Source organism: Coleofasciculus sp. D1-CHI-01 (assembly GCF_040218875.1).
Taxonomy (GTDB): domain Bacteria; phylum Cyanobacteriota; class Cyanobacteriia; order Cyanobacteriales; family Coleofasciculaceae; genus Coleofasciculus.
This window is the reverse complement of record NZ_JAVJQP010000127.1, coordinates 1-23,585: the sequence shown is the minus strand read 5'-3', so window position 1 is coordinate 23,585 and position 23,585 is coordinate 1. Positions and strand designations below refer to the sequence as shown.

General features: G+C 45.6%; 21 protein-coding genes. 14 read left to right on the top strand and 7 right to left on the bottom strand.

Going from position 1 to position 23,585, the window contains the following annotated elements:
* Window positions 1–84 precede the first annotated feature (84 nt).
* The 3 genes from RIB93_RS22800 to RIB93_RS22790 all read left to right on the top strand — a co-directional run bounded on the left by RIB93_RS22800 (window position 85) and on the right by RIB93_RS22790 (window position 4,173).
* On the top strand, window positions 85–282 hold the full coding sequence (locus RIB93_RS22800; protein ID WP_446375925.1) for a hypothetical protein: 198 nt from the start codon (window positions 85–87) through the stop codon (window positions 280–282).
* Window positions 283–376: 94 nt separating this feature from the next.
* Window positions 377–3,145 (top strand): N-6 DNA methylase, encoded by a 2,769-nt coding sequence (locus RIB93_RS22795; RefSeq protein WP_446375923.1) that lies wholly within the window; start codon window positions 377–379, stop codon window positions 3,143–3,145.
* Window positions 3,142–4,173, top strand: coding sequence for a ComEC/Rec2 family competence protein (locus tag RIB93_RS22790; protein WP_446375921.1), 1,032 nt, complete (start codon window positions 3,142–3,144; stop codon window positions 4,171–4,173). Before RIB93_RS22795 ends, RIB93_RS22790 begins: the two co-directional genes overlap by 4 nt.
* A 22-nt stretch (window positions 4,174–4,195) precedes the next feature.
* Here the strand turns inward: RIB93_RS22790 and RIB93_RS22785 are convergent, their stop codons facing one another.
* On the bottom strand, window positions 4,196–7,723 hold the full coding sequence (locus RIB93_RS22785; RefSeq protein ID WP_446375919.1) for a glycoside hydrolase family 38 N-terminal domain-containing protein: 3,528 nt from the start codon (window positions 7,721–7,723) through the stop codon (window positions 4,196–4,198).
* Window positions 7,724–8,036: 313 nt separating this feature from the next.
* Here RIB93_RS22785 and RIB93_RS22780 point away from each other — a divergent pair, with 313 nt between their 5' ends.
* Window positions 8,037–9,995: a hypothetical protein gene (locus RIB93_RS22780; RefSeq protein ID WP_446375917.1), complete on the top strand. Its 1,959-nt coding sequence runs from the start codon at window positions 8,037–8,039 to the stop codon at window positions 9,993–9,995.
* A 94-nt stretch (window positions 9,996–10,089) separates the two neighbouring features.
* On the opposite strand, the gene RIB93_RS22775 is transcribed toward RIB93_RS22780, so the two are convergent.
* Window positions 10,090–10,245, bottom strand: coding sequence for a hypothetical protein (locus RIB93_RS22775; protein ID WP_446375915.1), 156 nt, complete (start codon window positions 10,243–10,245; stop codon window positions 10,090–10,092).
* A 105-nt stretch (window positions 10,246–10,350) separates the two neighbouring features.
* Between RIB93_RS22775 and RIB93_RS22770 the strand changes: the two genes are divergently transcribed.
* Window positions 10,351–11,685: a TrkH family potassium uptake protein gene (locus tag RIB93_RS22770; RefSeq protein WP_446375913.1), complete on the top strand. Its 1,335-nt coding sequence runs from the start codon at window positions 10,351–10,353 to the stop codon at window positions 11,683–11,685.
* A gap of 61 nt (window positions 11,686–11,746) precedes the next feature.
* On the top strand, window positions 11,747–12,442 hold the full coding sequence (locus RIB93_RS22765; protein WP_446375911.1) for a potassium channel family protein: 696 nt from the start codon (window positions 11,747–11,749) through the stop codon (window positions 12,440–12,442).
* Between the two features lie 209 nt (window positions 12,443–12,651).
* Here the strand turns inward: RIB93_RS22765 and RIB93_RS22760 are convergent, their stop codons facing one another.
* Both RIB93_RS22760 and RIB93_RS22755 read right to left on the bottom strand, forming a co-directional pair.
* Window positions 12,652–13,383, bottom strand: coding sequence for an HAD family hydrolase (locus RIB93_RS22760; RefSeq protein ID WP_446375909.1), 732 nt, complete (start codon window positions 13,381–13,383; stop codon window positions 12,652–12,654).
* Window positions 13,384–14,148: 765 nt separating this feature from the next.
* Window positions 14,149–14,727, bottom strand: coding sequence for a CAP domain-containing protein (locus RIB93_RS22755; RefSeq protein ID WP_446375907.1), 579 nt, complete (start codon window positions 14,725–14,727; stop codon window positions 14,149–14,151).
* Between the two features lie 146 nt (window positions 14,728–14,873).
* Here RIB93_RS22755 and dnaG point away from each other — a divergent pair, with 146 nt between their 5' ends.
* The 3 genes from dnaG (at window position 14,874) to RIB93_RS22740 (ending at window position 17,679) form a co-directional block, all read left to right on the top strand.
* Window positions 14,874–16,841, top strand: a complete 1,968-nt coding sequence (gene dnaG, locus RIB93_RS22750; RefSeq protein WP_446375905.1) for a DNA primase — start codon at window positions 14,874–14,876, stop codon at window positions 16,839–16,841.
* Between the two features lie 59 nt (window positions 16,842–16,900).
* Complete coding sequence (locus tag RIB93_RS22745; RefSeq protein WP_446375903.1) at window positions 16,901–17,026, top strand: hypothetical protein; 126 nt, start codon at window positions 16,901–16,903, stop codon at window positions 17,024–17,026.
* A 113-nt stretch (window positions 17,027–17,139) separates the two neighbouring features.
* The gene (locus tag RIB93_RS22740; protein WP_446375901.1) at window positions 17,140–17,679 is read left to right on the top strand and encodes a YraN family protein; all 540 of its coding nucleotides are present in this window, start codon (window positions 17,140–17,142) and stop codon (window positions 17,677–17,679) included.
* Window positions 17,680–17,865: 186 nt separating this feature from the next.
* Here the strand turns inward: RIB93_RS22740 and map are convergent, their stop codons facing one another.
* Together map and RIB93_RS22730 are read right to left on the bottom strand one after the other, a co-directional pair.
* The gene (gene map / locus RIB93_RS22735; RefSeq protein ID WP_446375899.1) at window positions 17,866–18,654 is read right to left on the bottom strand and encodes a type I methionyl aminopeptidase; all 789 of its coding nucleotides are present in this window, start codon (window positions 18,652–18,654) and stop codon (window positions 17,866–17,868) included.
* Between the two features lie 62 nt (window positions 18,655–18,716).
* On the bottom strand, window positions 18,717–18,854 hold the full coding sequence (locus tag RIB93_RS22730; RefSeq protein ID WP_446375897.1) for a hypothetical protein: 138 nt from the start codon (window positions 18,852–18,854) through the stop codon (window positions 18,717–18,719).
* A 352-nt stretch (window positions 18,855–19,206) separates the two neighbouring features.
* Between RIB93_RS22730 and RIB93_RS22725 the strand changes: the two genes are divergently transcribed.
* Together RIB93_RS22725 and RIB93_RS22720 are read left to right on the top strand one after the other, a co-directional pair.
* Window positions 19,207–19,710: a hypothetical protein gene (locus RIB93_RS22725; protein WP_446375895.1), complete on the top strand. Its 504-nt coding sequence runs from the start codon at window positions 19,207–19,209 to the stop codon at window positions 19,708–19,710.
* 523 nt (window positions 19,711–20,233) lie between these two features.
* A complete protein-coding gene (locus RIB93_RS22720; RefSeq protein WP_446375893.1) occupies window positions 20,234–20,932 on the top strand; it encodes a pirin family protein in 699 nt (232 codons plus the stop codon).
* Window positions 20,933–21,011: 79 nt separating this feature from the next.
* On the opposite strand, the gene RIB93_RS22715 is transcribed toward RIB93_RS22720, so the two are convergent.
* Complete coding sequence (locus RIB93_RS22715; RefSeq protein WP_446375891.1) at window positions 21,012–21,638, bottom strand: phosphoribosylanthranilate isomerase; 627 nt, start codon at window positions 21,636–21,638, stop codon at window positions 21,012–21,014.
* Between the two features lie 124 nt (window positions 21,639–21,762).
* On the opposite strand from RIB93_RS22715, the gene psaK reads away from it, so the two are divergent.
* The 3 genes from psaK to RIB93_RS22700 all read left to right on the top strand — a co-directional run bounded on the left by psaK (window position 21,763) and on the right by RIB93_RS22700 (window position 23,543).
* Complete coding sequence (gene psaK / locus RIB93_RS22710; protein ID WP_446375889.1) at window positions 21,763–22,041, top strand: photosystem I reaction center subunit PsaK; 279 nt, start codon at window positions 21,763–21,765, stop codon at window positions 22,039–22,041.
* 142 nt (window positions 22,042–22,183) lie between these two features.
* Complete coding sequence (locus RIB93_RS22705) at window positions 22,184–23,383, top strand: site-2 protease family protein (RefSeq protein WP_446375955.1); 1,200 nt, start codon at window positions 22,184–22,186, stop codon at window positions 23,381–23,383.
* 10 nt (window positions 23,384–23,393) lie between these two features.
* Entirely contained in the window at window positions 23,394–23,543 is a 150-nt protein-coding gene (locus RIB93_RS22700; RefSeq protein ID WP_446375887.1) for a hypothetical protein, read from the top strand.
* Window positions 23,544–23,585 lie beyond the last annotated feature (42 nt).

The following is a 23,585-nucleotide window of genomic DNA, read 5'->3' as shown; positions in this document are numbered from 1 at the left end:
GCAACCGAAAAAGTCCAGATGTTAGCATGACGTGCAGAATATGCGCGTGAACTAACAGTAGATATGCCCAAGGGAAAAAAACGAATGCGGGGGGAACCTGTTGATCAGGATGAACTCAAGCAAAGACTCAATCTAACGGTTACACCGACGGGGGCGCGTGGACTGGAAGAAATCGCGCAGGAATTGGGGCTAAAATCAAAAAGTGAGTTAGTGGAGCAGATTGGGCGTAGACGGCTAATCGTTTCTCCAAATCCAGTAGTTGAGAAGGATACAGAGGATTAACCGATTTTTTGTTGTTAGTTCTGGGCAAGAATAACGATTTTTGTAGAAGCAAAGCCTTCTTGCCTTAAACTGAGGATGAAGCGTAGATTCTGGCATGGCTGGCTCAGTGGGACTTGAATACGTAGTCGATACAGCGCGTCGAGTGTGGAACATGGAACCCCACTACAACGTGCGTATTCCGCCAGCGTCACAAGCATACAAACCTGTGGCGATTGACGCTTTATGGACAGATTATGGACTCCGCCCTAGTGCGACGAATCTGGCATTTATGGTTCAAATTGTTCCACAGCAAAGTATGGAACAGTGGCGGCGATGGCTGCGTGATTTGCCCCTCCGTGCAGGGTTACTTGTTTCGGATGAGAAGTATCTGCTTCAGTATTACGAGCCATCCGGTAAGTTAGAAGAACGGGAAATAGAACCAGAATCTCTTGCTGTAGAGCTTACTGCACCCCGAAGTCGCCTGTTTACACCAAAAGCGTTGACAGAGTTTCGTACTGGTCAGCTTTCCTTAGCTGATTTAGAAGAAGCGATTTCTGAGCGTAGCTTTTCCTTTATACTTAGACAACGAGAAGCGCTTGATCAAGCCTTTCAACAGGCAATTCAGGGAATAATTGAAGAGATTGGTCTTCCCACTCAGCGAAAACAGTCACAAAGCCATCGATCCTCTCGTACCAAGATAGCCGGTCATGGGATTCGAGTCGCGATCGCATTTCTGGCTGCCCGTATCTTAGAAGACAAGGGATTCTTTGGTTCCGACTCTATCCCAACCAATGACCCTCGAAGCTTGCTCAACCGCACTGTACCGCGTGCGAATGGTTTTTTCAAGAAAGCGCTGGAGGAATCCATCCCCCACTTAAATGATCGGGTATTGCAACATCTGGCAGTTAACCTGGGAAGCCGAGTCAGCTTTGCTCTGGTTGATCACAAAGATGTGGGATTGTTGTATGAGCGAGCCATCAAGGAATTACCGCGAGAGCTTGGAGGTACAGCCTGGAGTGATTTACAGCGACATTATACTCCAGTTGCGATCGCGGAGCGCATGTTAGAATTGCTTCCCTTAGAACGGTTAAGACCAGAAGAACGAGTTATCTTTGATCCAGCCGCAGGTTCAGGTAGTCTCCTCTTAGCTGCCACATCTCGTCTGGCGGGAATGTCTGATATTCCTGAAGATATCAACCAGCGAAAAATCTATCTTGAACAGCACGTAGCGGGTAATGATTTAGACCAATATGCAGATTTGGTAACACAACTGCGATATACCTTAGCCAAAGAGTCGCTGGGTGAGACTATACCCTTTCCCTTTCCGGCTCACTTTTCCCATCATAATTACGAGACTTTAAATAAAACGAATATCGGCATCAAGCCGCGTGTTGTTGTTGCTAATCCTCCTTTTGCCGAAGATGGAAATATTCAACGTGCTGCCAAATTCATAGAATGCGCTTTAAGTTGGTTAGAAGAGGGTGGTCAGTTTGCTTTTATCCTGCCTCAATCTTTTTTGACCAGCACAACGCATGGTGTACCAGATGCCCGTAAATTAATGACTGAACGCTGCCAATTATTTGAAGTATGGCAATGTCCAGAAAAAACAGTAGGAATTGATGCAGAGCAAGCTGTATGTGTTGTTATGGGAAGTTTTGGTAAACCTCCAATCACACAACCTACTGCTGCACGGGCAATTTTTTCTCAGGTTAGAATCGCTGAGACCCGTGAAAATGGATTTCTCGGTTCTACATGGATTTCACAGTTAGCTTCTGATGGCAGTAATTGGGCATCTTTTACAGCACCATCCATCTATATTCCTGTCTCAACGGTTCCTCTGGGCAATCTTTTCTACATTTTTAGTGGTGTCACTCTTAAGAAGGGTTACAAGCCAATTAAGAAATGCTCATCGGAGGATAAGTGTAAACTCTATTGGCAAATGAAATGGCGGGATAAAAAAAGACTCTGGGCTGATCCAACACAAGTGAATGAAAATGAGCGTTGGATCAAGTATACTTCTGACTTTCTTTACAGAACAGCAACAGAGTTTGCTGACTTGTTTGACCTACCCAAGATTTTAGTTGGTCGTGCAGTTAATCGTGGATCGGAAAATCCTTTAGCTGCCCAACTTGACACTACAGGTTTTTGCCCAAACAACCATATTTTTTGTATTTTACCCATTAAGCAGATAGGAAAGCATAACAGCGGATACAAAACGAATAAAACTCCTGAAGGATGGGAACATCTAGGCTATGAAGAGCAACAATTGTGGCTACTAGGTATTCTAGCGTCAAAGCTTGCAGGTCAACTTTCCCTAATTGGACGCAATACTCGTGGACTTACAAAGAATGCACTTTGTCAACTACCATTGCCACTAAAAATTGATTTACGGATAATTGAGATTACTCACCGAATTATCCAACGTGATCAAAATCATAGTCCTATTCCTGAACCCGATAACTTACGGGAACAACTAGATAAGGTAGTAGAAGAGTCATACGGTAATCCTACCTGGATAGAGATTAAGCGCACAGGAGTACCTCCAGAATTGGAAGAGTGGAAATCAGAACGTACAAAACCTACATTAACTGTACTGGGTCAAGTTCTCGGAATTTCCAAAGATAATCGTCAGATTCTCTTAAATCTGAGTGGTTTATTAGATGATCAGGATGAAGCATGGCTTCCACTGCTTCCAGAACTCCCCGGTTGGGCGCTTGATGGTACAGTTTTCGAGGCTGAATTAAGCGAAGATGTGGAAACATTTGAAGAACTTGCTCAACGTCCTTGGGCGCTTCGACGTTTCCGCCATATACCTTATTCCTACCTGACTAATGCTGAACTTAAAGAGAAACTTAGGATAGACAGTATTGAGAGTCGCTTATGACATGTGAGATTGCCTTTTTGCCTGTTGGAAATTCGGATAGCATCGTTATTTGTCCTGACAATGATACAACTGTTGTAGTTGATATAGGCAATCCACGCTTACTAGACAAGTGGCTTCAGAACAAGCCTCATCAAAATATAAGTCAGGTTTACATTACTCATGCTCACCGAGACCATTTTCCCCAGTTAGTTAAACTTGTACAATTCCTGAAACTTTGGATAAAACGCGGCAAGGTTGAGAAATTTATGCTTCCTCATTCGGTATACAGAGATGCTGTAGAAAAATTATCTACAAAAAGAGGACAAACTCCTGCATATCAACAACTTGAATTTGCCCTAAATCAGCTAGATGATTGGGACAGAAGGAATATTATTCGTATTTTACCCGCTTCATCGGGTTCAAACCCATACTCATACGGACAGTTGCAGATAAATGTTTTACATCCAAGAGTGCCATTTATTGAAACACACTTAGCTAAAACGAGTAGTAAGCTTAATGAGATATCCCTGGTATTACGAGTTACTTATGGTAATTTTGCCGCACTGTTACTTGCGGATATCGAAGGGGCTGGACTGAGGGAGTGTATCGATAGTTGCCAAGCAGAGGAACTGAACGCGAACCTTGTGAAAATTCCTCATCATGGCGCATTTCCTAAAAATGGAGAGGATCTCAGAGAATTACTGGAAGCAATTGATGCAGAAATAGCCATTTTATCCGTTGGGAGTACTAATCGATATGGACACGTTATGCCAAAACTTTTTGATTTACTAATCCTTCTAAAAAATGATACTTCCCGGCGACTAGACAATTTTATCTGTACTGAAGTTACCAGAACCTGCGTTTACTCAGCAAGCCAACGTGCTGAGATGGGTAAACATGGACTGAAGAGTAAACAGTTATGTGCTGGAGAAATTATTATTTTAGCTGAAACTTCTGGGGAGTGGGAACGCAAAACCCAGACTAATCATGCCGATGTCGTTTCTAAATTTAAATATGCGGCATGTGATGGTCGGGCTGACCTTGGTTAATTAGTCTCACCAACCTCCCATATTAAATTTGAACGATCGCGTAACTCCGAATCTGCCAAGGCGCTATCCTCAAGGCTTGCAGCGTCGGTGATTCTGGAGACTGATCCACAGGACGTTCTAACAAATCCACAGAACCTTCTATCGCCAAACCTAAATCACTATTGAATGAAACTTCCGCTTCCTCTCCCTGAGATTCATAACACCGCAGAATCCAACGGTGGGGATTATCTTGCGATCGCTTGAACGCAATCATGACTAAATTTTCTGTCGATAACTCTAGCAAGGAACCCCTGGGGGGCAATAATTTAACATAAATTCCACTGACTTTAGAGTTTGTAGTAAGCGCTTTAGCGCTTCTGGCACTAAAGTGCCTACTACGAACCCAAGAGTTTGTAGTAAGCGCTTTAGCGCTTCTGGCACTAAAGTGCCTACTACGAACCCAGCTTAAGTCAGTGCCATTCGATTTAACACTCTGATTGACCGTATCTTCTAGCCGGACGACTTGCAGGGGGAAATTTAACTCATACCCTCGCTGAACCGTTTTCGCGGCTTGCCAAGTTCCTGCATGAGGATAAAGGGCGTAAGTGAAGTGGTGAATTCCGCGATCGGCGTCGGGATGGGGCCACATTGGGCTTTTGAGTAGGGTTAATCGGAGTTGAGAGGGTTGGGCGTCATAGCCGTATTTACAATCATTCAGGAGACTCACGCCATAAGTTTCATCAGCCAAATCCGCCCAACGTAAGGCTGGAACTTCCCATTTGGCTTGTTCGGCGGGGGTTTGGGGTTTTGTCGGGCGTTGGATTGCGCCGCAGGGAATCTCATAGGTGGCATAGTCGGCTTCTAGGGTTAAGGGGAATGCAGCTTTGACTAATACCTGGCGTTCCTGCCAATCTACGGTTGTGGCTATTTTAAGTAGGGGTGAATCTGATGTCAGGATGTAGTCTTGGCAAAATTGGGATTGTCCTAATTGACGAATGACTTGGAGACGCGATCGCAGGTTTCCTTGTTCTAGCCATTGAATGGATTGTAGTTGGGTTGGTGGTAAGGGATGTTGATGGTAATTGGGGTCAATATTCCAGGCGTCCCAATATTGTCCTTTGTCTTCAAAGGCTTGCAGTTGATTCCCGGCACCGCTTAATATTTCTCGTTGGTTTTGTTTATCAAAAATGCTGCTTAAGTCGCCAGTATTGGGATTGACGATAACTTTCAGGTAGTCATTTTCGAGGATAAATTCGTTGTTGGGTTGGGGATTGGGGTTGTCGTTTTCTGGGGGAGTATCCGTGGGACAAAGCCAGACTATTTTATAGCCGATCGCGGGGATATCTTTTGCCAGAAATAGCAGATGGGTTTGATTCTTTGCTTCGTTTGTATGGAACCCGATTTGGCTGGGGATTTTTTCGCCGTTACTATCGTATAGTTGCCCGGATTGATTGTTGGTGATTTGGATTTGTTTTTTCAACGCAGAGGTTCGCAGAGGGAAGCGCAGAGGTTCGCAGAGGGAGAGGGGAATGAGTTCTGAACGTTGCCAGTTGAGGGGGTTGAAAATGATTAGGGGTTGGGCGTTGGGGTGAGGGGGTGAGGGGAGGGTGATTTGGGACGCGATCGCGTTTAGGGATTCGGCGATAATGGTTTGGGTTATTGTCTCGGTTTGTTGCCATTTTTGGTTGGCTTCAATGAAGACTTCGGGAATTGAGGTTCCGGGTAAGATGTCGTGGAATTGATTAAAGAGGACGTTTTTCCATGCGGTTTCTAGTTGAGTTTGAGGATAGTTTTTTTTGGTGATTAGGGTGGCGAGGGAGGCAAAGAGTTCGGCTTGATACAGTAATCCTTCACAGCGACGATTCCAGCGTTTTTGGTCAGCGTGGGTGGTATAACAGCCGCGATGGAGTTCTAGATAGAGTTCGTTATTCCAAATTGGATTAGGAATTGAATAGTTGTAGGGGCGGGTTTCACTATTATTGTTTTTTGTCCCCCTGATGTGACTAAACCCGCCCTCATCTCCTCTATCTTCCCTATCTCCTCTATCTTCCCTATCTCCCCTATCTTCCCTATCTCCTCTATCTTCCCTATCTCCTCTATCTTCCCTATCTCCTCTATCGCCTCTCTCTTCTAATTGATTCTCAAGATTCTGCAAATATTTCAACGCGGTGGTAAATTCTATTTTTGGAAAAAAGGGAGACTGTTGCCAACGCTGGGCGACTTCTAGCATATCGCGAGTGGGACCACCGCCATGATCGCCTACACCAGGTAACCAAAAGATATCCTTAATTTTTGTTTGGATTTGCCACTTAATCCCATAATTGGTCATGGTAATTGGATTCGTGTCCATGACTCCAGTAATATTAGGCGGCGACATTAAACTGAGAATTTTAGTTCCATCCGGTGATTGCCACCAAAAGAGGTGATAGGGGAATTCAGTGGTGTCATTCCAATGCAGTTTTTGGGTGACAAAATAGTTGATTCCGCCTTGTTTTAAGAGTTGAGGTAATTGCCACGTAAAGCCAAAACTATCCGTTACCCAGGCAACTTGACTAATTTGACCGAATTTTTCTTGGGTATAACGTTGACCATAAAGAATTTGGCGGACAATGGATTCACCGTCAATTAAGTTTAATTCTGGTTCAACCCACATCCCGCCAACTGTTTCCCATTTTCCGGCTATAATTTGTTGTTTTATGCGGGTAAATAAGTCGGGACGATTCTGTTCTATCCAGGCATAAAGGGCGGGGGTGGTATGGCAATAGGTTAAATTAGGAAAGTCTTGCTGTAAACTGAGAACTGATTCAAACGTTCGCACGGCAACATCCCAAGTTGCCTGAGTTGACCATAACCAAGCCATATCTAAATGGGCATGACCGAGTAAGTGGAATGTAGCGTTAGGGGTGAGGTTTTGGGATAGTAAAGTTTGGCGTAATTGAGTTAGCGATCGCGTAAACTGATTGGCATCAGATACTCTCTGCCAGTCAATCTTAGATACAGCATCAGCCAGTGTTTCTAATTGGTCGGGTGCAAAGGCGGTTAAATAGTTCTGCAATACGGTTAATTCATCCGCCACAAATCCTGGATCAAGGGAATTTGTTGATTCATAAATACAGGAAGACCGCATTAACCCGCCAATATCATGACCTGGACTGACTAACCGCATCATGACAGTAATAATTTCCCCAGGAGTAACGGCTGAACTGAGGAGGATTCTTGCTGAAGAATCAAATAAGTCTCCTTCTTGGACTAACTCACCATTCACAAAAATTTTGGCATCTTCCGCCCACCAGGTTAGCGCTAGTCGTAAGGTTAGTCCGGCTAAAGGATAGTCTTGTAAATCATGAGGAATGATAAATTGTTGCCCGAACCACATTACTTGGCGTCCGGCTGACCAGATAATATAGCCTTTTTCATTGAGTTCAGCGCTTGACCCGTTGGCAAAAATGTGGTTACTTATCTCCTCCAGAGGTAGGTCTTCAGACCACAGTTTCCAATTAGTCTGCACATTCACCTGAGTTAAGGCGCGGAGTTTGGCAATAGAGTCAGAAAGGGAGGGTAAGGAAGACATAGTAATGAATGATAAAAATGAATAGTTAACAATCAGAATTACGAAAACATCTGTCGCATTAATCCGTCTGGGGTGGAAACCTAAGAAAGCAAGCGTTTAAGTACGCTTTAGTTTACTACAGTAAAGACATTGAACCCGTTTTAACGGGTTTTAGCTTTGACGCGGAAATTTATTTCCCGGCTAGACTAAATTAAGGGTGTATGGTGGGTGATGCCAACGTTTATGGCGCTAAAGCGCAACTACGAACATTCGCGAAGAAAGCGATAGAGTATGGAATAATAAGTAAGTCATCGCTGCTTCTGCTTGCATCACCATGTCTGCTTCTACCCCAGGTCGCTACCGCAGCCGATTGTTCAATCTTATCAATCATCATTCTCGCCGACTCATCGATCGCGGTGAACGGGCGATCCGACATCTGAAAGTCGCGGCTGTTTGGGGAACGCAGATTCTCCTCTACCCTATCTATATGGTTGTCCAAGCCAGTCTCACGGCTGGGCGTCAGCTTTCGGCAGAGGCAAAAGCGGGATGGATTCGATTAAAAGCTTTGACCCACTCCCAACCGCCAGAACAACCGCCTGCTGTTGATACGCCGATTCAACGGGTTCTTCAGCAAGTTGAAACGTTATCTTTACCTGAACCATCCCAATGGAATTCGACTGGGCGGTTGAAACCGCAGCTACACAAACAAAACCTGCCTACGCAGGTTTCCCAATCCTCACGGGTAGAAATTCAAGGCGTAGCCAGTCTCCTCGCCACCCGAACTCTAGTTCTAGTATCCGTCGCTAATGAAATTTTGGATATCCTCACCCCAGAACAACAGCAAAAACTGGCGGCGAGAATAAGCTGGGAATTGGCTACCCTGTATCGTCAGTGGCGCTTAGTTGATAATTTAAAGGTTTCCTGGGTACACCGCCAACTCAGTCACTTGGCTAAACCGTCTCTGTTTCTCCCCTTAAGACTATTCTGGCAACTCATGGCATGGGTGCAAACCAGTCCGGTTGCGATCGCGATTAATCTTTTCGGTGAGTCTACCTTATCAGACTATCAGGAACCCATGCCTGCGATCGCATCTCCCACCGAAATCCCCCAAAGCTTTGCCTATTCCTGGCTGCAACAATTCGCACCGGGGGGAACATTAGCCGCGATCGATGACACCATTGCCCAATGGGAAGCGCACCCGTTACAGACATCAAATCACGTTGCGATCGCACTCCGTCACCGCAGCCAAACTCTACTGCAAACCTTCAAAACCTCGTTCATCACTCCTCGACAATCCACTGATCCAACCCAGACATCGGTATCTCACCCCTTTTGGCTGGTAGGATTAATTTACGCCGCGATCGACTACTTTTTTGGTCAGCGTAGTTCTAACCAATTCCATCACCAAGACACAACCTCAGTTAATCCTACTGAGGACATTAATCAACGATTCGCTAATTCAACAAGTTTCGTCACCCTTCCTGGGGCAGAATTCACGTATAAAACTGAACCTGATCCATGGTTAACCTGGGATGATTTATTTGGGTGTCCAAACCCCACGTTCACACCAAATTCTGCTGTCACTAACTTTATTAGCTTGAAGGGAAACGTTACCCCAACGTTACCCCAACTTTCCCCAGGATTTACAGTCAAAAAAATGACTATCCGGAACAACGCTATTGGTGCTATTCTCCAGCGTTTTGGTTTCTATAAACAAGCTGAAACCCTACGGATAAGCGATCAAGAACAATCCAAGGTACAACAACAATCTGTTAGGCTTGTACAGAGTATTCAAGCTAAATTACTACGTTGGATTCCTCTCCTGAACCTAACCGAAAACGTCGATCAAAACCACAACCAAGTTACTCACACCCAAACGCAAATAGTTAAGTCTTTCCCTCCACTGTTATATCCAATAGCATTAAAAATTTCAGGACTTTCTACATTAGAAAATAACTTAAAATCTGGAACAGTAGTCAAGGTATTTCCGGCGACCTTATCAGAGCAAAATCCAACAAGTTTACCTGAGCCTTTACCCTCCTATTCATCTTTGCCGTTATCTTTTCATTCTGCCTTATCTTCACCACCCGAAAAACCCATTTCCTATTCCCAAAACCATGATATCGAACCTGCGCCCGACTGGATTGAAACGGAGGCAATTTCCACAGGATATGTTAAACACCCCTTAGAAGAAATCCTAGAATGGTTGGATGTAGGGATGCTTTTGCTGGAGGAGGTAACAATTAAAGCTTGGCAATGGATGCGACAATTTTTTACTAAGGACAATGCATGATATTACGTTAGGTTGAAGGTAGTGGGGGAGATGGGGTGATGGGCGAGTCATGTTCCAAACATGGTGCAAGAAGTGTCTGTGTGTAGGGGCGGGTTTAGGGATTAATATTGAATGTTATCCCTAGCTTAGCTGCAAAACCCGCCCGACCAAATAATATCATGTCCGGTTGAATACCCATAATTACGGTGATGGGTTGAGGGGGAGAGGGGGAGAGGGGGAGATGGGGTGAGGGTGATTTGCCGGACATCATATCCCTCCTTCATGCATCTTGATTTATATTATGGGTGATTTGCCGGACATCATATAACAAATGACAAATGACAAATGACAAATGACAAATGACAAATGACGACGTATGACTATACCGCGCACGATTTGCCTCGGATTCTTAGCCATGATTACTGTAGGCACATTTCTGTTAATTCTACCGTTCTCGACTCAGGATGGAACGTGGACTGATCCAATTACCGCCTTATTTACCGCTACCTCGGCTGTCTGTGTCACTGGCTTAGCTGTAGTCGATACAGGCAGTTATTTTTCGGGTGTCGGTCAGTTTTTTGTCCTTGCCTTATTCCAGCTTGGGGGATTAGGCTATATGACAACCACGACCTTTATGTTACTCTTGGTGCGTCGGAAGTTTAACTTGCGCCATAAAATAGCTATTCAACAAGCTTTTGATCGTCCCGGCTTAGAAAAAAGTTCGTTTGTCATTCGCTCAATTATTGCCACAGCAATAATTTTTGAGTTAACCGGGTTTTTCCTGTTGTTACTCGTCTTTGTGCCAGATAAAGGCTGGAATCAAGGATTGTGGTTAGCTCTTTTTCACAGTATTAGCGCCTGGAATAATGCGGGATTTAGTTTGTTTTCCGATAGTTTAATGGGCTATCAATCCTCTGTTTGGTTACTTGTGATTATTTCAGGACTGATTGTCTTGGGTGGAATTGGTCAACCTGTAATTTTTGAACTGTATCTCTGGTTACGCGATATATTCAAGTATAAACGGGAAAAACTCACCTTTTCTCTGAATTTTAAAGTGGTAACCAGTACAACGCTATTCCTATTAATTTTAGGAACAATCGCCTTCTTCTTTGTCGAAGTAAATAACCCGAATATTTTAGAAAATTTAAGTTTCCGAGATAAACTTTTAAGCGCCTGGTTTCAGTCGGTGACAACAAGAACGGCAGGATTTAACACCATTGATATTAGTCAAATGACAGCAGCGGGTTTATTTATGACAATTGCCTTCATGTTTATCGGTGCCAGTCCAGGCGGAACCGGGGGCGGGATGAAAACGACAACGTTTCGGGTGTTGGCGAGTTGTACGAAGGCGATTTTACAAGGAAAAGAGGAAGTTTATCTGTACAGACGTCAGGTTCCGCTCAACCTTATCTTAAAAGCCACGGCGGTTCTGGTTGGTTCCGTCACCACTGTCATTTTTTTGACCATTTTAATCGCGATCACCGATCCCCATATTCCATTTATCCAACTCCTATTTGAAGTTGTATCCGCTTTCGCTACAGTTGGACTTTCAACGGGGATTACCGCCAGTCTCTCGGCGTTGGGAAAACTGATTTTAGTGGCAACCATGTTTATCGGGCGGGTAGGAATTATAGCATTTATGGCAACCCTCCTGGGAGATCCGCGTCCTAGCCATGTTCGTTATCCGGAAGAAAATCTACTCGTAGGATAATGCTAATCTAATGGGTGTAGGGTTATGATCAATAATATTTAATTTAGGAAAGGACAAGGGTGTGAGTTGGTCATCTATAGGATTCTGGCGGAACCTGCATCGCGAAAATAAGCAATTTGCTGTCATTGGTTTAGGGCGTTTTGGTCGAGGCGTTTGCTCATCCCTACACCATCTTGGACATGAAGTTTTAGGAACAGATATTAATGAAAAACTGGTTAGTCAAGTCTTGACCGATCAAATCGCCGCCCATGCGATTCAACTCGACTCCACCGATCCCAAAGCTTTGAAAGAGGCGGGAATTTTTGAATTTGATACGGTGATTATTGCGATTGGCAACTATTTACAGGAAAGTATTATTACCACGCTCAATATTAAGGAAGCTGGTGTCCCATACGTGGTGGCTAAAGCGTCTTCAGAAGTTCATGGTAAATTGTTAGAACGGGTTGGTGCGGATCGAGTGGTTTATCCGGAATATGAAGCGGGTTGTGCTTTGGCGCGATCGCTAACTCAGCCGTCTATTTTAGATCGCTTTGAGTTAGACCCGAATCACAGTATTGTCGAGATATCAGTTCCCGAAGACTTTAATGGCAAAACCGTGATGGAACTGCAACTGCGGAATCGTTATGGCTTAAACTTGTTGGCAGTTGGTCAAGATGATCAGTTTGAGATTAATCCTGCCCCTACAACTCGCCTGTTTAAAGGGTTTGCCATGGTGGTGATTGGTTCCAATCGAGATATTGAGCGTTTGCCTATTTAAGGAACAGTTATCAGTTATCAGTTATCAGTTACCAGGGAACCTAGGAGAGGCAATGTAGGGGCGGGTTTGACTATTATCCTTTCTTCCTTCACCCAGATGTGACTAAACCCGCCCTGATCGGTGTAGGTATCATTTTCAACAGGGCGGTTGACACCGCAACTAAACAAACTAAACCCGCCCCGATTCCCCTATCTTTGATCATTAATAATTCATAACACCTGAATTTCATCCAATTGTGCGATCGCGACATCTGCATCGGGGAAATTAACCGATGTTCCCCAGCTAATTCCAATACAACCCGCCGCACCCGCACGACTTGCCATCGCCATGTCTCCGGCTGAATCTCCCACCATCAGCGTTGCACTCACCGAAACGCCCAAACGTTCACAGGCTTGCAGAAATAACGCTGGATCAGGTTTACTAAGGTCTGTATCAACCCCTTGTTGTAATTGAATATAAGGCTCTAACTGGTGACGTTTGACAAAGGCTTGCACTCCTGCTGTGGAAGCCGCCGACAGAATTCCTAATTTTAAACCCGCTTCAGACAGGGATTTGAGGACATCTAAACTCCCTGCAAATAACGGAGAAGTTCCCGCTGCATCCTTGAGATATTGCTCCGCTTCCGCAAAGGCATTACGGGCAATCTCTAGGGATTCTAACCAACCGCGCCCCGTTTCCGCAATATAAGCCGCTGCTGCGATTTCACTTTCTCGACGGCTACCCACCGCCATCAATCCCGTCGGATCAAGGGTATCCTCCTGAATCCCAAACGCCATCAGCAAGGGTTCACCCACACCAGGAATTTGAGCATCAATCAAGCGCGATCGCTTATAGGCTAATTCTCGCAAAAAGGCTTGTGAGTCTTCTAACGTTCCATCTTTATCAAAAATGATCGCTTCTATATTCGGGAAAGTCACCTCCCGACAGCGAATAGTTACCAAGGGTTACACTCCTAGAACACGGCGCATCAGCTATTAGAGATTATCTTCCCATGTTGCTGATCATTCGTACAGGAGTGCAGGGAGTACAGGTGTAGGGGCGGGTTTTACCGATAACATTTTGCCACAAACCAATAACGTGACTAAACCCGCCCTTGGGAAAACATGGGGAGTTACAGCGCTTTGCACTTTAATAAAGTACGGTAGATCAAAGTCCCCCTTCAGATCCCCCTCCCGTCCCCCTTTTCGATCCCCCTCCCGTCCCCCTTCAAAAGGGGGAAGCCAAAGGATGCTTCGCTTTTTGTTCCATGGGGAAGCCAAAGGATGCTTCGCTTTTTGTTCCATGGGGAAGCCAGAGGATGCTTCGCTTTTTTTGCTTATGGGATTTAGGGGGATCTGACAATGTACCGCATAGCAGAGCAAACTGCTGTAGTCAGGGCGGGTTTTGCACAAACGTTACCATCAATAGTGACAAGAAAATCCCTAAACCCGCCCCTACAAACCAGGACTCTTGAGCCAAGCAAAGAGTCTTCCCAGATGTTTAATAGAACATGAAACTGTTTAAGTCTGTCGCAGGCGTTTCTTGATTCACTTGGACGGCTGGAGACATTGAGGATGTCGGCGTTAAAATTGCTGTGCCTAATAAAGTTAAAAACCCCACAAATCCTACTAATAATAGTTTAGTGGCTTTGGCGTTCGATGTTCCTTTAGGTGATTTTGCTCATGACGCCCAAACCTTTACTGTTGCCTTGCTTACTCCCTTCTGCCTTATGCCGTCTTGTACCCCCCAGCATAAGTAATGACACACATATTTTGATACTGAATATGATAGCCAAAGGCTACACCTGCAACTTGAAAGGCGGAATTAAAGATATTGTTTCGATGACCGCGATCGCGAACCCCATCATCGATAATTAATTGCATAATAATTTCATCCGCCCGCGCCACACCATAGGTAATATTTTCCCCGGCTGTGATCTGCCAACGCCCATACCGATTCAGACGGATAAAAGGAGTGCTGCGATCGCCACCAATATGTCCGATGTTTCCCGTTTCTCCTTGATCGCGAACATGATCCTTCGCCGCTTGCGACATCCCTAGAGATAGTTTTAACGGCGATAAGGGACGAGTGGATTGGAGAAAATCAATCGCCTCATCAACCGCATTGACACCTTCAATGGTACGTAAAAATACCTGTTGAGAAAGTTTGACCTGGTTCCCCGAAAACCGCTGTTTCCAGTTATCTAAAAGCGGAATATAAGACATGGGCTGAGTTCGCACTTTATTCGTTTCCTCAATCACTCTCAATTCCAATGGCGAGAGAATAATTATCTGTGCTGAATTCATGATTGATCCTTGGGTGTGGGATATCACATAATTACAATAGACGTATTGGGTTCTGGAAAAACGGCTCACGGAAGCTACCCTATCCCTGCTGTCGCCCAGAACATTGATATGTACTCGCCCATTACCAATTTCTCAGGAACAACGCCGTGCAAATTCCGCGACTGCACCCAGACACCATCGCCCAAGTCAAAGAACGAGTAGACATTGTGGATGTCGTCTCGGAGCAAGTTGTGCTGCGAAAGCGGGGTAAAGAGTATGTGGGCTTGTGTCCCTTCCATGGCGAAAAGACACCCAGTTTTACCGTCAGTCCCAACAAACAAATGTACTACTGCTTCGGCTGTGGTACGGGTGGAACTGCGATTAAATTCCTCATGGAAGCGGGAAAACAGTCCTTCAGTGAGGTGGTTCTCGATTTAGCTCGGCGCTATCAAATCCGAGTGAAAACCCTGGAACCTGAACAACGTCAGGAATTACAGCGTCAGCTATCCTTACAGGAGCAACTGTATGAGATTTTGGCACTCGCCGCCTCATTTTATCAGCACGCACTCCGACAACCCCAAGGACAGCAGGCGCTAGAGTATTTACAATCTCAGCGACATCTGGGTGAGGAAACCCTGCAACAGTTTCAGTTAGGGTATGCGCCGGCGACGTGGGAAACCCTGTACCGTTATCTGGTGGAACAAAAAGGCAAACCCGTACAACTGGTTAAAGATGCGGGATTAATTTTGCCACGCAAATCAGGAGACGGCTATTATGATCGGTTTCGCGATCGCATCATGATTCCGATTCATGATCGTCAAGGGCGAGTGATTGGGTTTGGTGGGAGAGCGTTGGGTGATGAACTTCCCAAATATCTCAATTCTCCCGAAACGCCGCTATTTAATAAAGGGAAAACCTTATATGCCTTAGACAAAGCCTACAACGCGATCGCGGATCAGGATCAAGCCGTTGTCGTCGAAGGCTATTTCGATGCGATCGCGCTGCATCGGGTAGGGATTCACAACGTCGTCGCCTCCTTGGGTACAGCCTTAAGTTTGGAGCAAATGCGCCTGCTGCTGCGTTACACCGAATCCAACCAAATCATCCTCAACTTTGACGCCGACAAAGCCGGAACCACAGCCACCGAACGTGCGATCGGAGAAATTGCCGACTTAGCCTACAAAGGACAAGTACAACTACGGATACTTAACCTCCCTGATGGTAAAGACGCCGACGAATTCCTCACCCATACCCCCGATGGGGCAGAACAATACCAACAGCTACTCCAAAACGCGCCCTTATGGTTACATTGGCAGATTGATCAACTGATAATTGGAAAAGATCTCAAGCAAGCCCCCCAATTTAAGCAAGTTGCTCAGAAAATCGTCAAATTGCTGTACAAATTAGAGGACGTTAATCAACAAACCTATTACATTGATTATTGTGCCGAAAAGCTGAGTCAGGGGCAAACTAATCTGATACCTCGACTCATCCAAAATTTCCAGACTCAACTGAATAAATTACGCCAGACTCCAATCAAAAAAGATGACAAGTCTAATCGGAAGCAGCACAACTTACCTGTCTCGATTGACTTATCCCTTAGCCAAGAACACACTCTACTCCAAGAAGCGGAAGCCTTACTCTTACGAATTTATCTGCATCGTCCCGAATATCGCCAGACCATTATCGACATCTTAGATGCAAAGGATTTGTTGTTTAGTCTTTCTCCTCACCGATTTTTGTGGCAGCAAATCTTAGACGTGCAATCTGTCGCGCAATCTGTCCTATTACAGCACCCTGAAAAGCTAATTTCCCTATTACAAGACCGCAGTATCCAGTTTCCAGAGGAAATGGTTCTGGTGGAACATTTATTCCACTTAAATGAAAAGCGTAGTCAAGATCTTACTCGCACTCCCTTAGCCATTCGCACCGCCGCTGCTTGTTTAGAAGTCGTAACCTGGAACAAACACAAGCGATATTGTATAGAACAATGGCAAAAGCTAAATTTCGCTACTGACCCAAAACGTAAGGAATACTATTCTCAAGGAATTCGGGAAGCCTATAAACGCTTGCAAGAGTTACAGAAAATCCGTCAAACTAACATCTTAGACATCCATAAATTTGCCCCCATATAGTTAGGGCTTGCTGAATAAGTTGTGGTTGTGGGTGGATCAGGGGAAGCCATGTAGTTCCGGTGGAACGTCTGGAAGCTGGGGAAGCTGGGGAAGCTGGGGAAGCTGAGGGAGATGAGGGAGATGGAGGAAATTATGTAGGGGCGGGTTTCACTACTATCTTTTCGGTTACACCCAGATGTAACTAAACCCGCCCCGACTTTACGTAGCTTGCTTCTCAAGGGAGCGAGTATGACGAATGACAAATGACGAATGACAAATGACGAATGACAAATGACAAATGACAAATGACAAATGACGAATGACAACTAACAAAGGACAACTAGGAGAACAACTCGTTGCCACCTGGTTACAAGCCCAAGGTTGGACTATTTTACATCACCGATGGCATTGTCGCTGGGGAGAAATCGACCTGATTGCCTATCGGGATGAAGAAGTAAAGGAAAATCCCGTCTCCAATCTGGATATAAATATAAACCGCCAATTTCATCCCCCTACCCCCTTGCCAGCAAACGCGGAGTCACCTATCTTAGCCTTTATCGAGGTGAAAACTCGTAGTCGAGGGAATTGGGATGCCGATGGTCAATTGGCGATTACATCCTCTAAGCAAGCCAAAATTTGGCGAACCGCCGAACTATTTTTAGCAGAAAATCCCGATTTAAGTGATCTTCCTTGTCGGTTTGATGTCGCCCTTGTTCGCTACCATCGTATCTGTAAAAACTCACGCCCTGTTAATACTAGGAATATATTGCCGACTTCAGCCCCTCAATTCGGTGAACCGTTCATTCTGGAAGGATATGAGCTTATCCTACAAAACTATATCGAATCCGCTTTCTTTTGACGAAGGGCAGGTTTTGTTGCCGCGAATTTCGAGTTCCCTCCCCTTGACAAGGGGAGGGTTAGGGAGGGGTCAAATCAAGCGATTGAAGATGTTTGAGCTTAAGTTGACACTAATGGTTTATAACTCGCCCTGACCGAGTTGTAATTGGTGATTAGGGAGTAGAAAATTCTCCCCCATCCCCATGCATCACGCCGATTTCATCGTTGTTATCGGTTCGGGTAACGTTAGAATCTCTACCCCATCTGACGTAACGGCGATAGTATGCTCAAACTGAGCCGAAAGCTGACGATCCTTGGTCACTGCTGTCCATTTATCCGCCAAAATTTCCACTTCCCACGTCCCTTCATTAATCATGGGTTCAATGGTGAACACCATCCCGGAGCGCAGACGCTTTCCTTTACCCCGAGTACCATAGTGAGGCACCTGGGGAGCCGTATGAAAGATTCGATTAACTCCGTGTCCGACAAAATCCCGCACCACAGAAAAATCATTAGCTTCCGCGTATTCCTGAATAGCCGCCCCAATATCACCAATGCGGTTTCCGGGTTTCACGGCGGCGATTCCCCGCATCATACATTCGTAGGTGACTTCAACCAGTTTTTTGGCGATGGGTGAAGGTGTACCGACAAAGAAGGTTCGGGACGTATCCCCATGAAATCCATCCACAATCGGGGTGACATCAATATTGATAATGTCCCCATCTTGCAGAATTTGTTTAGGATTGGGGATACCGTGACAGACGACTTCATTAATACTGGTACAAATTGACTTAGGAAAGTCATGATAACCGAGGGGAGCGCTTTTTGCTCCATGTTCCTGAGTCCAGCGCTCGGCTTCATCATTGAGTTCCAATGTACTGACTCCTGGCTGAATCATGGGTTCAAGGTGATCCAGGAGCTTGGCGGCTAAACGTCCCGCTTGACGCATTTTCTCGATTTCTCGGCTCGATAGGAGAACTATTCTTTCTGGTGCCATGACTATTTATGCGGTTATTTCCCTAATCAACGAGGGTGTATCTATGTGAGTCTTTCTTCACTTTACTGCGATCGCTTGCCTATTCCCCACTGCTGTTGAATTTCGTTATTGGTTATTTGTTGATTGAGAATTCGCTCCCCCAGCTCCCAGACGTAGCAGGCTACGTCTCTACATTGCTCCCCTGCTCCCAGACGCGCCATGGCACGTCTCTACATTGTTCCCCTGCTCCCCTTCTGCCTTCTTCATTAACTCTTTACATGAGAATTCAGAAATTTCCCAATGTTTTGGTGAAGTGTGGCTTAAAATAATAAATAGGTCGTTATACTCATTCAAATAAATCCAAATGACCATCTGGGTAAATGCCAGAGGATGCCCAAACTGAGCAAAATTAGCTTCAGGGAAAAGTTAATTTTATGCTCAATACTACTATCAGTGAGTTCTCGTCATTTACCATTGATCCTGATCTACGACGTCACAATTTCAACAAAATATTATCCCTTAACTATCTATCACTAATTATCGGAGATAATAGCCCGGTTTTTTTGAGGTGTCATGACAGAGCTAGCCCTAATCCGCAAACCCATTATTCAACCCACTGAAATCCTGAGTCAGTTACAGACAGGACAACTCCTCAGGGTGAATAGTACTCGTGGTAATGCATTAATCATAATGCACCGTCATCATGCAGAACTGGCGGGTTTTGGTGCTGCCGTTGGTGGGTTTTTTGATGCGGATTGTACGCGAGTTGTTCCCATTGGTACGCTTTCGTTAGTCTATCCTGAATCACGGTACGAACGCCAGAAAGCGTATCAATTACGGCAGCGCTGGATCTTGTTTACCCAACATGCCATGACCACTTATGTGCCACTACACCGTGCCAAAATCTTATTAAGTTTACTCTATAAATATTTCGACGCCCAGCTTATTGATGAACTCTCTGATGACGTGATTGCTCAGTTAGTTGGAGTTTTGCCAAAAACAATTGCTATAGTTCGTCGATCGCGAATGTCACCGACTCAACAGAAACCCCAGACGAGGAAATCCGTAGCGGTTTGACTCAATGAACAGTAATAACGGCTCCCGATCATTCGTTGTATTATTTGGGGACTAAGGGCAAACTGCAAGAAACAAGTTGATAGGGCAAAAGAAACAAGCTCCGTCATTCGTGCTTTGTAAGGGTCAGATGTTTTAACGCAGGCGCGGAAGTCCTCACCCTACTATCGTTGAGGGTGAGGATGGACATAAGTTCTACAGGACAATTGGCGCGTTCACTCTCGGCGCGTTTGGTTGCCATAGTATCGTTTTGGTAACTAGCTTACTTTCAAGTGCATACTTCCCATAATAGTGGTATGGGTTTTATAGTTGAACTATCAGGACTTACGCAGCCACACCATATATATTGGTTAAGGTGCGTTACGCTACGCTAACACACCCTACTAGCGTGGCACACCTAATTTGATAGATGAGCTTGGGTTCGTAGTAAGGGCTTTAGCCCTATATTTTGTTGGGATGCTTCCTGTGAATATCTAACCCAGTCCGATGGTTATAGGGATAACAAAGGACAAAGGACGAATGACAAATGATTAAACTTCGCCAATCTCAAGACAGAGGACATGCTAATTACGGTTGGTTAGACACCTATCACACCTTTTCTTTTGCTAACTATTATGATAGGAATGCGATGGGATTTCGTACCCTGCGGGTGATTAATCAGGATCAGGTTAGTCCGGGTGCAGGATTCGGTACTCACGGACATCGGGACATGGAAATTATTACTTATGTTTTAGATGGGGCGCTAGAACATAAAGATAATATGGGGAATGGTTCCGTGATTTATCCCGGTGATGTACAACGGATGAGTGCGGGAACAGGTATCCGTCATAGTGAATTTAATCATTCACAAGCGGAATCGGTTCACTTGTTACAGATTTGGATTTTGCCCGATAAAAATGGACATAACCCTAGCTATGAACAGAATAATTTTGGCATCGCCAAGAATCCTGGACAATTCCATTTAATTGCTTCAGGTAATGGCAGAGAAAACTCCCTGACGATTCATCAAGATGTAAACGTATATGCAGCAGTCTTGACAAAGCGCGATCGCATCACTCATTCTTTCGCCCCTCAACGCTATGGCTGGCTGCAGGTAGCGCGAGGTACGGTTACGGTGAACGGGTTAGCCTTAGAGTCAGGTGATGGTGTGGCTTTGAGTGAGGAAACAGATGTGGTGATAGCTGCGACAACCGATGCTGAAATTTTACTCTTCGATTTGGCATAATCTGACAGATGGGGGGTGCATCTCAATGTCAGCATCAGTACCATGCAAGCGTCATCGATCAAATTGGGGAATTACGCCACTATTGTCCTATCTGTTGAAACAGTAACGCCACTTGATCCAAATCTTTATCTCCGGGCGATCGCTCAACGCCACTTGATAGATCAATCCCATCGGGGTGCAATCGTTTCAACGCTTCGCCAATATTCTCCGGGGTTAAGCCGCCAGCCAGAAACCACGGCAAAGGGGGATTAAATTCAGCCAGCTTCTCCCAGTCAAGTGTCTTACCCGTACCCCCTAGCATCTGGGGATGATAAGCATCGAGTAACAAGGTATCGACGCAACTGACATAGCGATCGGCTAACTCTAAATCTTCCAGGGTTTTCACCCTCAACGCTTTGATCAATTCAATCTCAGGCAGACATTGCCGCAATTGACTGCAAAATTCGGGGGATTCATTTCCATGAAGTTGAATGGCGTTCAATCTGGCTTGGGCAACCGTGGCGCAGATGTCTTCAACACAAGCGTTGGCAAATACGCCGATAGTATCCACCGATATCGTCAATGAGTCTACGATCAATCCGATTTGATTGGGGGTGACGTACCGGGGGGAAGCGGGTACACATACGAATCCCAGGGCGGTTGCACCCTTTTGCGCGATCGCTTGTCCTTGTTCTGGTTTGGTAATGCCACAAATTTTAACCCGCATCAATAGCCCCATTCTTGTTTTTTCGTCAAATTGTTAAATATTACAACATTTTATGAATTTTATCCCGATAATTCTTTATTATTTTTTCACTTGTATGTGTTTATCAAGACCAGGAGAATATACAATGCTTAACACAACCTTATTCGCGGCAGTGCAATCGTCTGTACCCTCAACCCCTAGCTGGACTCCCACTGTGGGGCTAGTGATGATTCTCTGCAACCTGGTGGTACTGGTTGCAGGGTACTACGCGATTCAAAATCCGGGTGTGGGACCGGATTTGCCCCTGCCCAAACCCGCCATTTTCAAGCGTTTCGGTGTGACCGAACTGTTGGCAACGGCTAGCTTGGGACACCTGGTTGGCGCTGGTGTGATCTTGGGACTGAGTAACGCCGGGGCACTCTAAGTCGGGATTTCGAGATTCCTTCTTCCCTTCTGAGATCCCCGACTTCTTGAAGAAGTTGGGGATCTAAAAGCTGATATCTTAGAATACGAATACTGTCAATTACCCCTAGTCCAGGTAAACGTCAAAGGAAGCAAAAACCTTGATACAGTCAAATTGGCGAATTGGCTCATTATTCGGAATACCATTCTTTATTGACCCGTCGTGGTTTTTTATCTTAGCCTTGGTGACCTTACTCAAGGCGGGGAATTTCGATCCGAGTTTTCAGTCAGTTTCCGCCTGGAGTCTGGGGTTGGTGATGGCGCTATTATTGTTTGCTTCGGTGTTATTGCATGAACTAGGGCATAGTTTAGTGGCGCGATCGCAGGGAATTAAAGTCAATTCGATTACTCTGTTTATCTTTGGCGGCGTGGCGGCGATTGACCGTGAATCTCAGACGCCGGGGGATGCGTTTCAAGTCGCGATCGCAGGTCCTGGGGTTAGCCTCTGCCTGTTTGGTCTATTCTATGGGTTAACTCAGGTACTGCCCACGGAAAATCTGGGATATCTGGTGGCGGCGGATCTGGCAAGAATTAATCTTGTATTAACCCTGTTTAATTTAATCCCCGGATTACCCCTCGATGGTGGACAAGTTCTCAAAGCGGCAATCTGGAAGCTGACGGGGAATCGCTTGCAAGGAGTGCGTTGGGCAGCACAGGCGGGTAAACTGATTGGCTCTTTAGCGATCGCGGTATCCTTAGGACTGGCTTTGTTGACTGGAGTATGGACAGTCCTGTGGTTGGCGTTGATCGGCTCTTTTGTGTATCGCAATGCCAATGCTTATGATCGTCTGACCATCTTACAAGAAGCCTTACTCGAGCTTCAAGCTTCCGACACCATGACCCGCAATTTTCGTGTCTTGGATGCCACCATGAGCTTACGGTCTTTTGCCGATGAGTACATTCTGGCAGATATTCAGACGAATAAGCCCTATTATGCCGCGTCCGAGGGACGTTATCGCGGTTTAGTCAAGATTCAAGATTTACAAACAATCGAACGCAGTCGCTGGGAAATGGAGTCCCTGGAGAGTCTGGTTCACCCGTTATCGGACATTGCCACAGTTGAGGAGAAAACTCCGTTAATAGACGTAATTAATACTCTGGAAACTTGGCAGCTAAAGCATCTAACCGTACTTTCTCCCGCAGGCGCGATCGCGGGTGTTATTGACCGAGGCGACATTGTCCGGGCGGTAGCAGGGCGTCTCAATTTACCGATTTCCCAGGAGCAAATCCAGCAGATTAAGGCAGAGGGGAGTTATCCATCCTGGTTAAAGTTATCTGCGATCGCTAAAGCTACAACGTCCTAGTGCAGCGCCCTTGGAAATACTTGAGCAGCTTCGTAGATACGATGAAGCTGGGGAAGCTGGGGGAGCTGGGGGAGCTGGGGGAGCTGGGGAAGCTGGGGGAGCTGGGGAAGCCGGGGAAGCCGGGGAAGCTGGGGAAGCCGGGGAAGCTGGGGACGAATGACAAAGGACGAATGACAAAAGACGTAGCTTGCTTCTCGCGAAG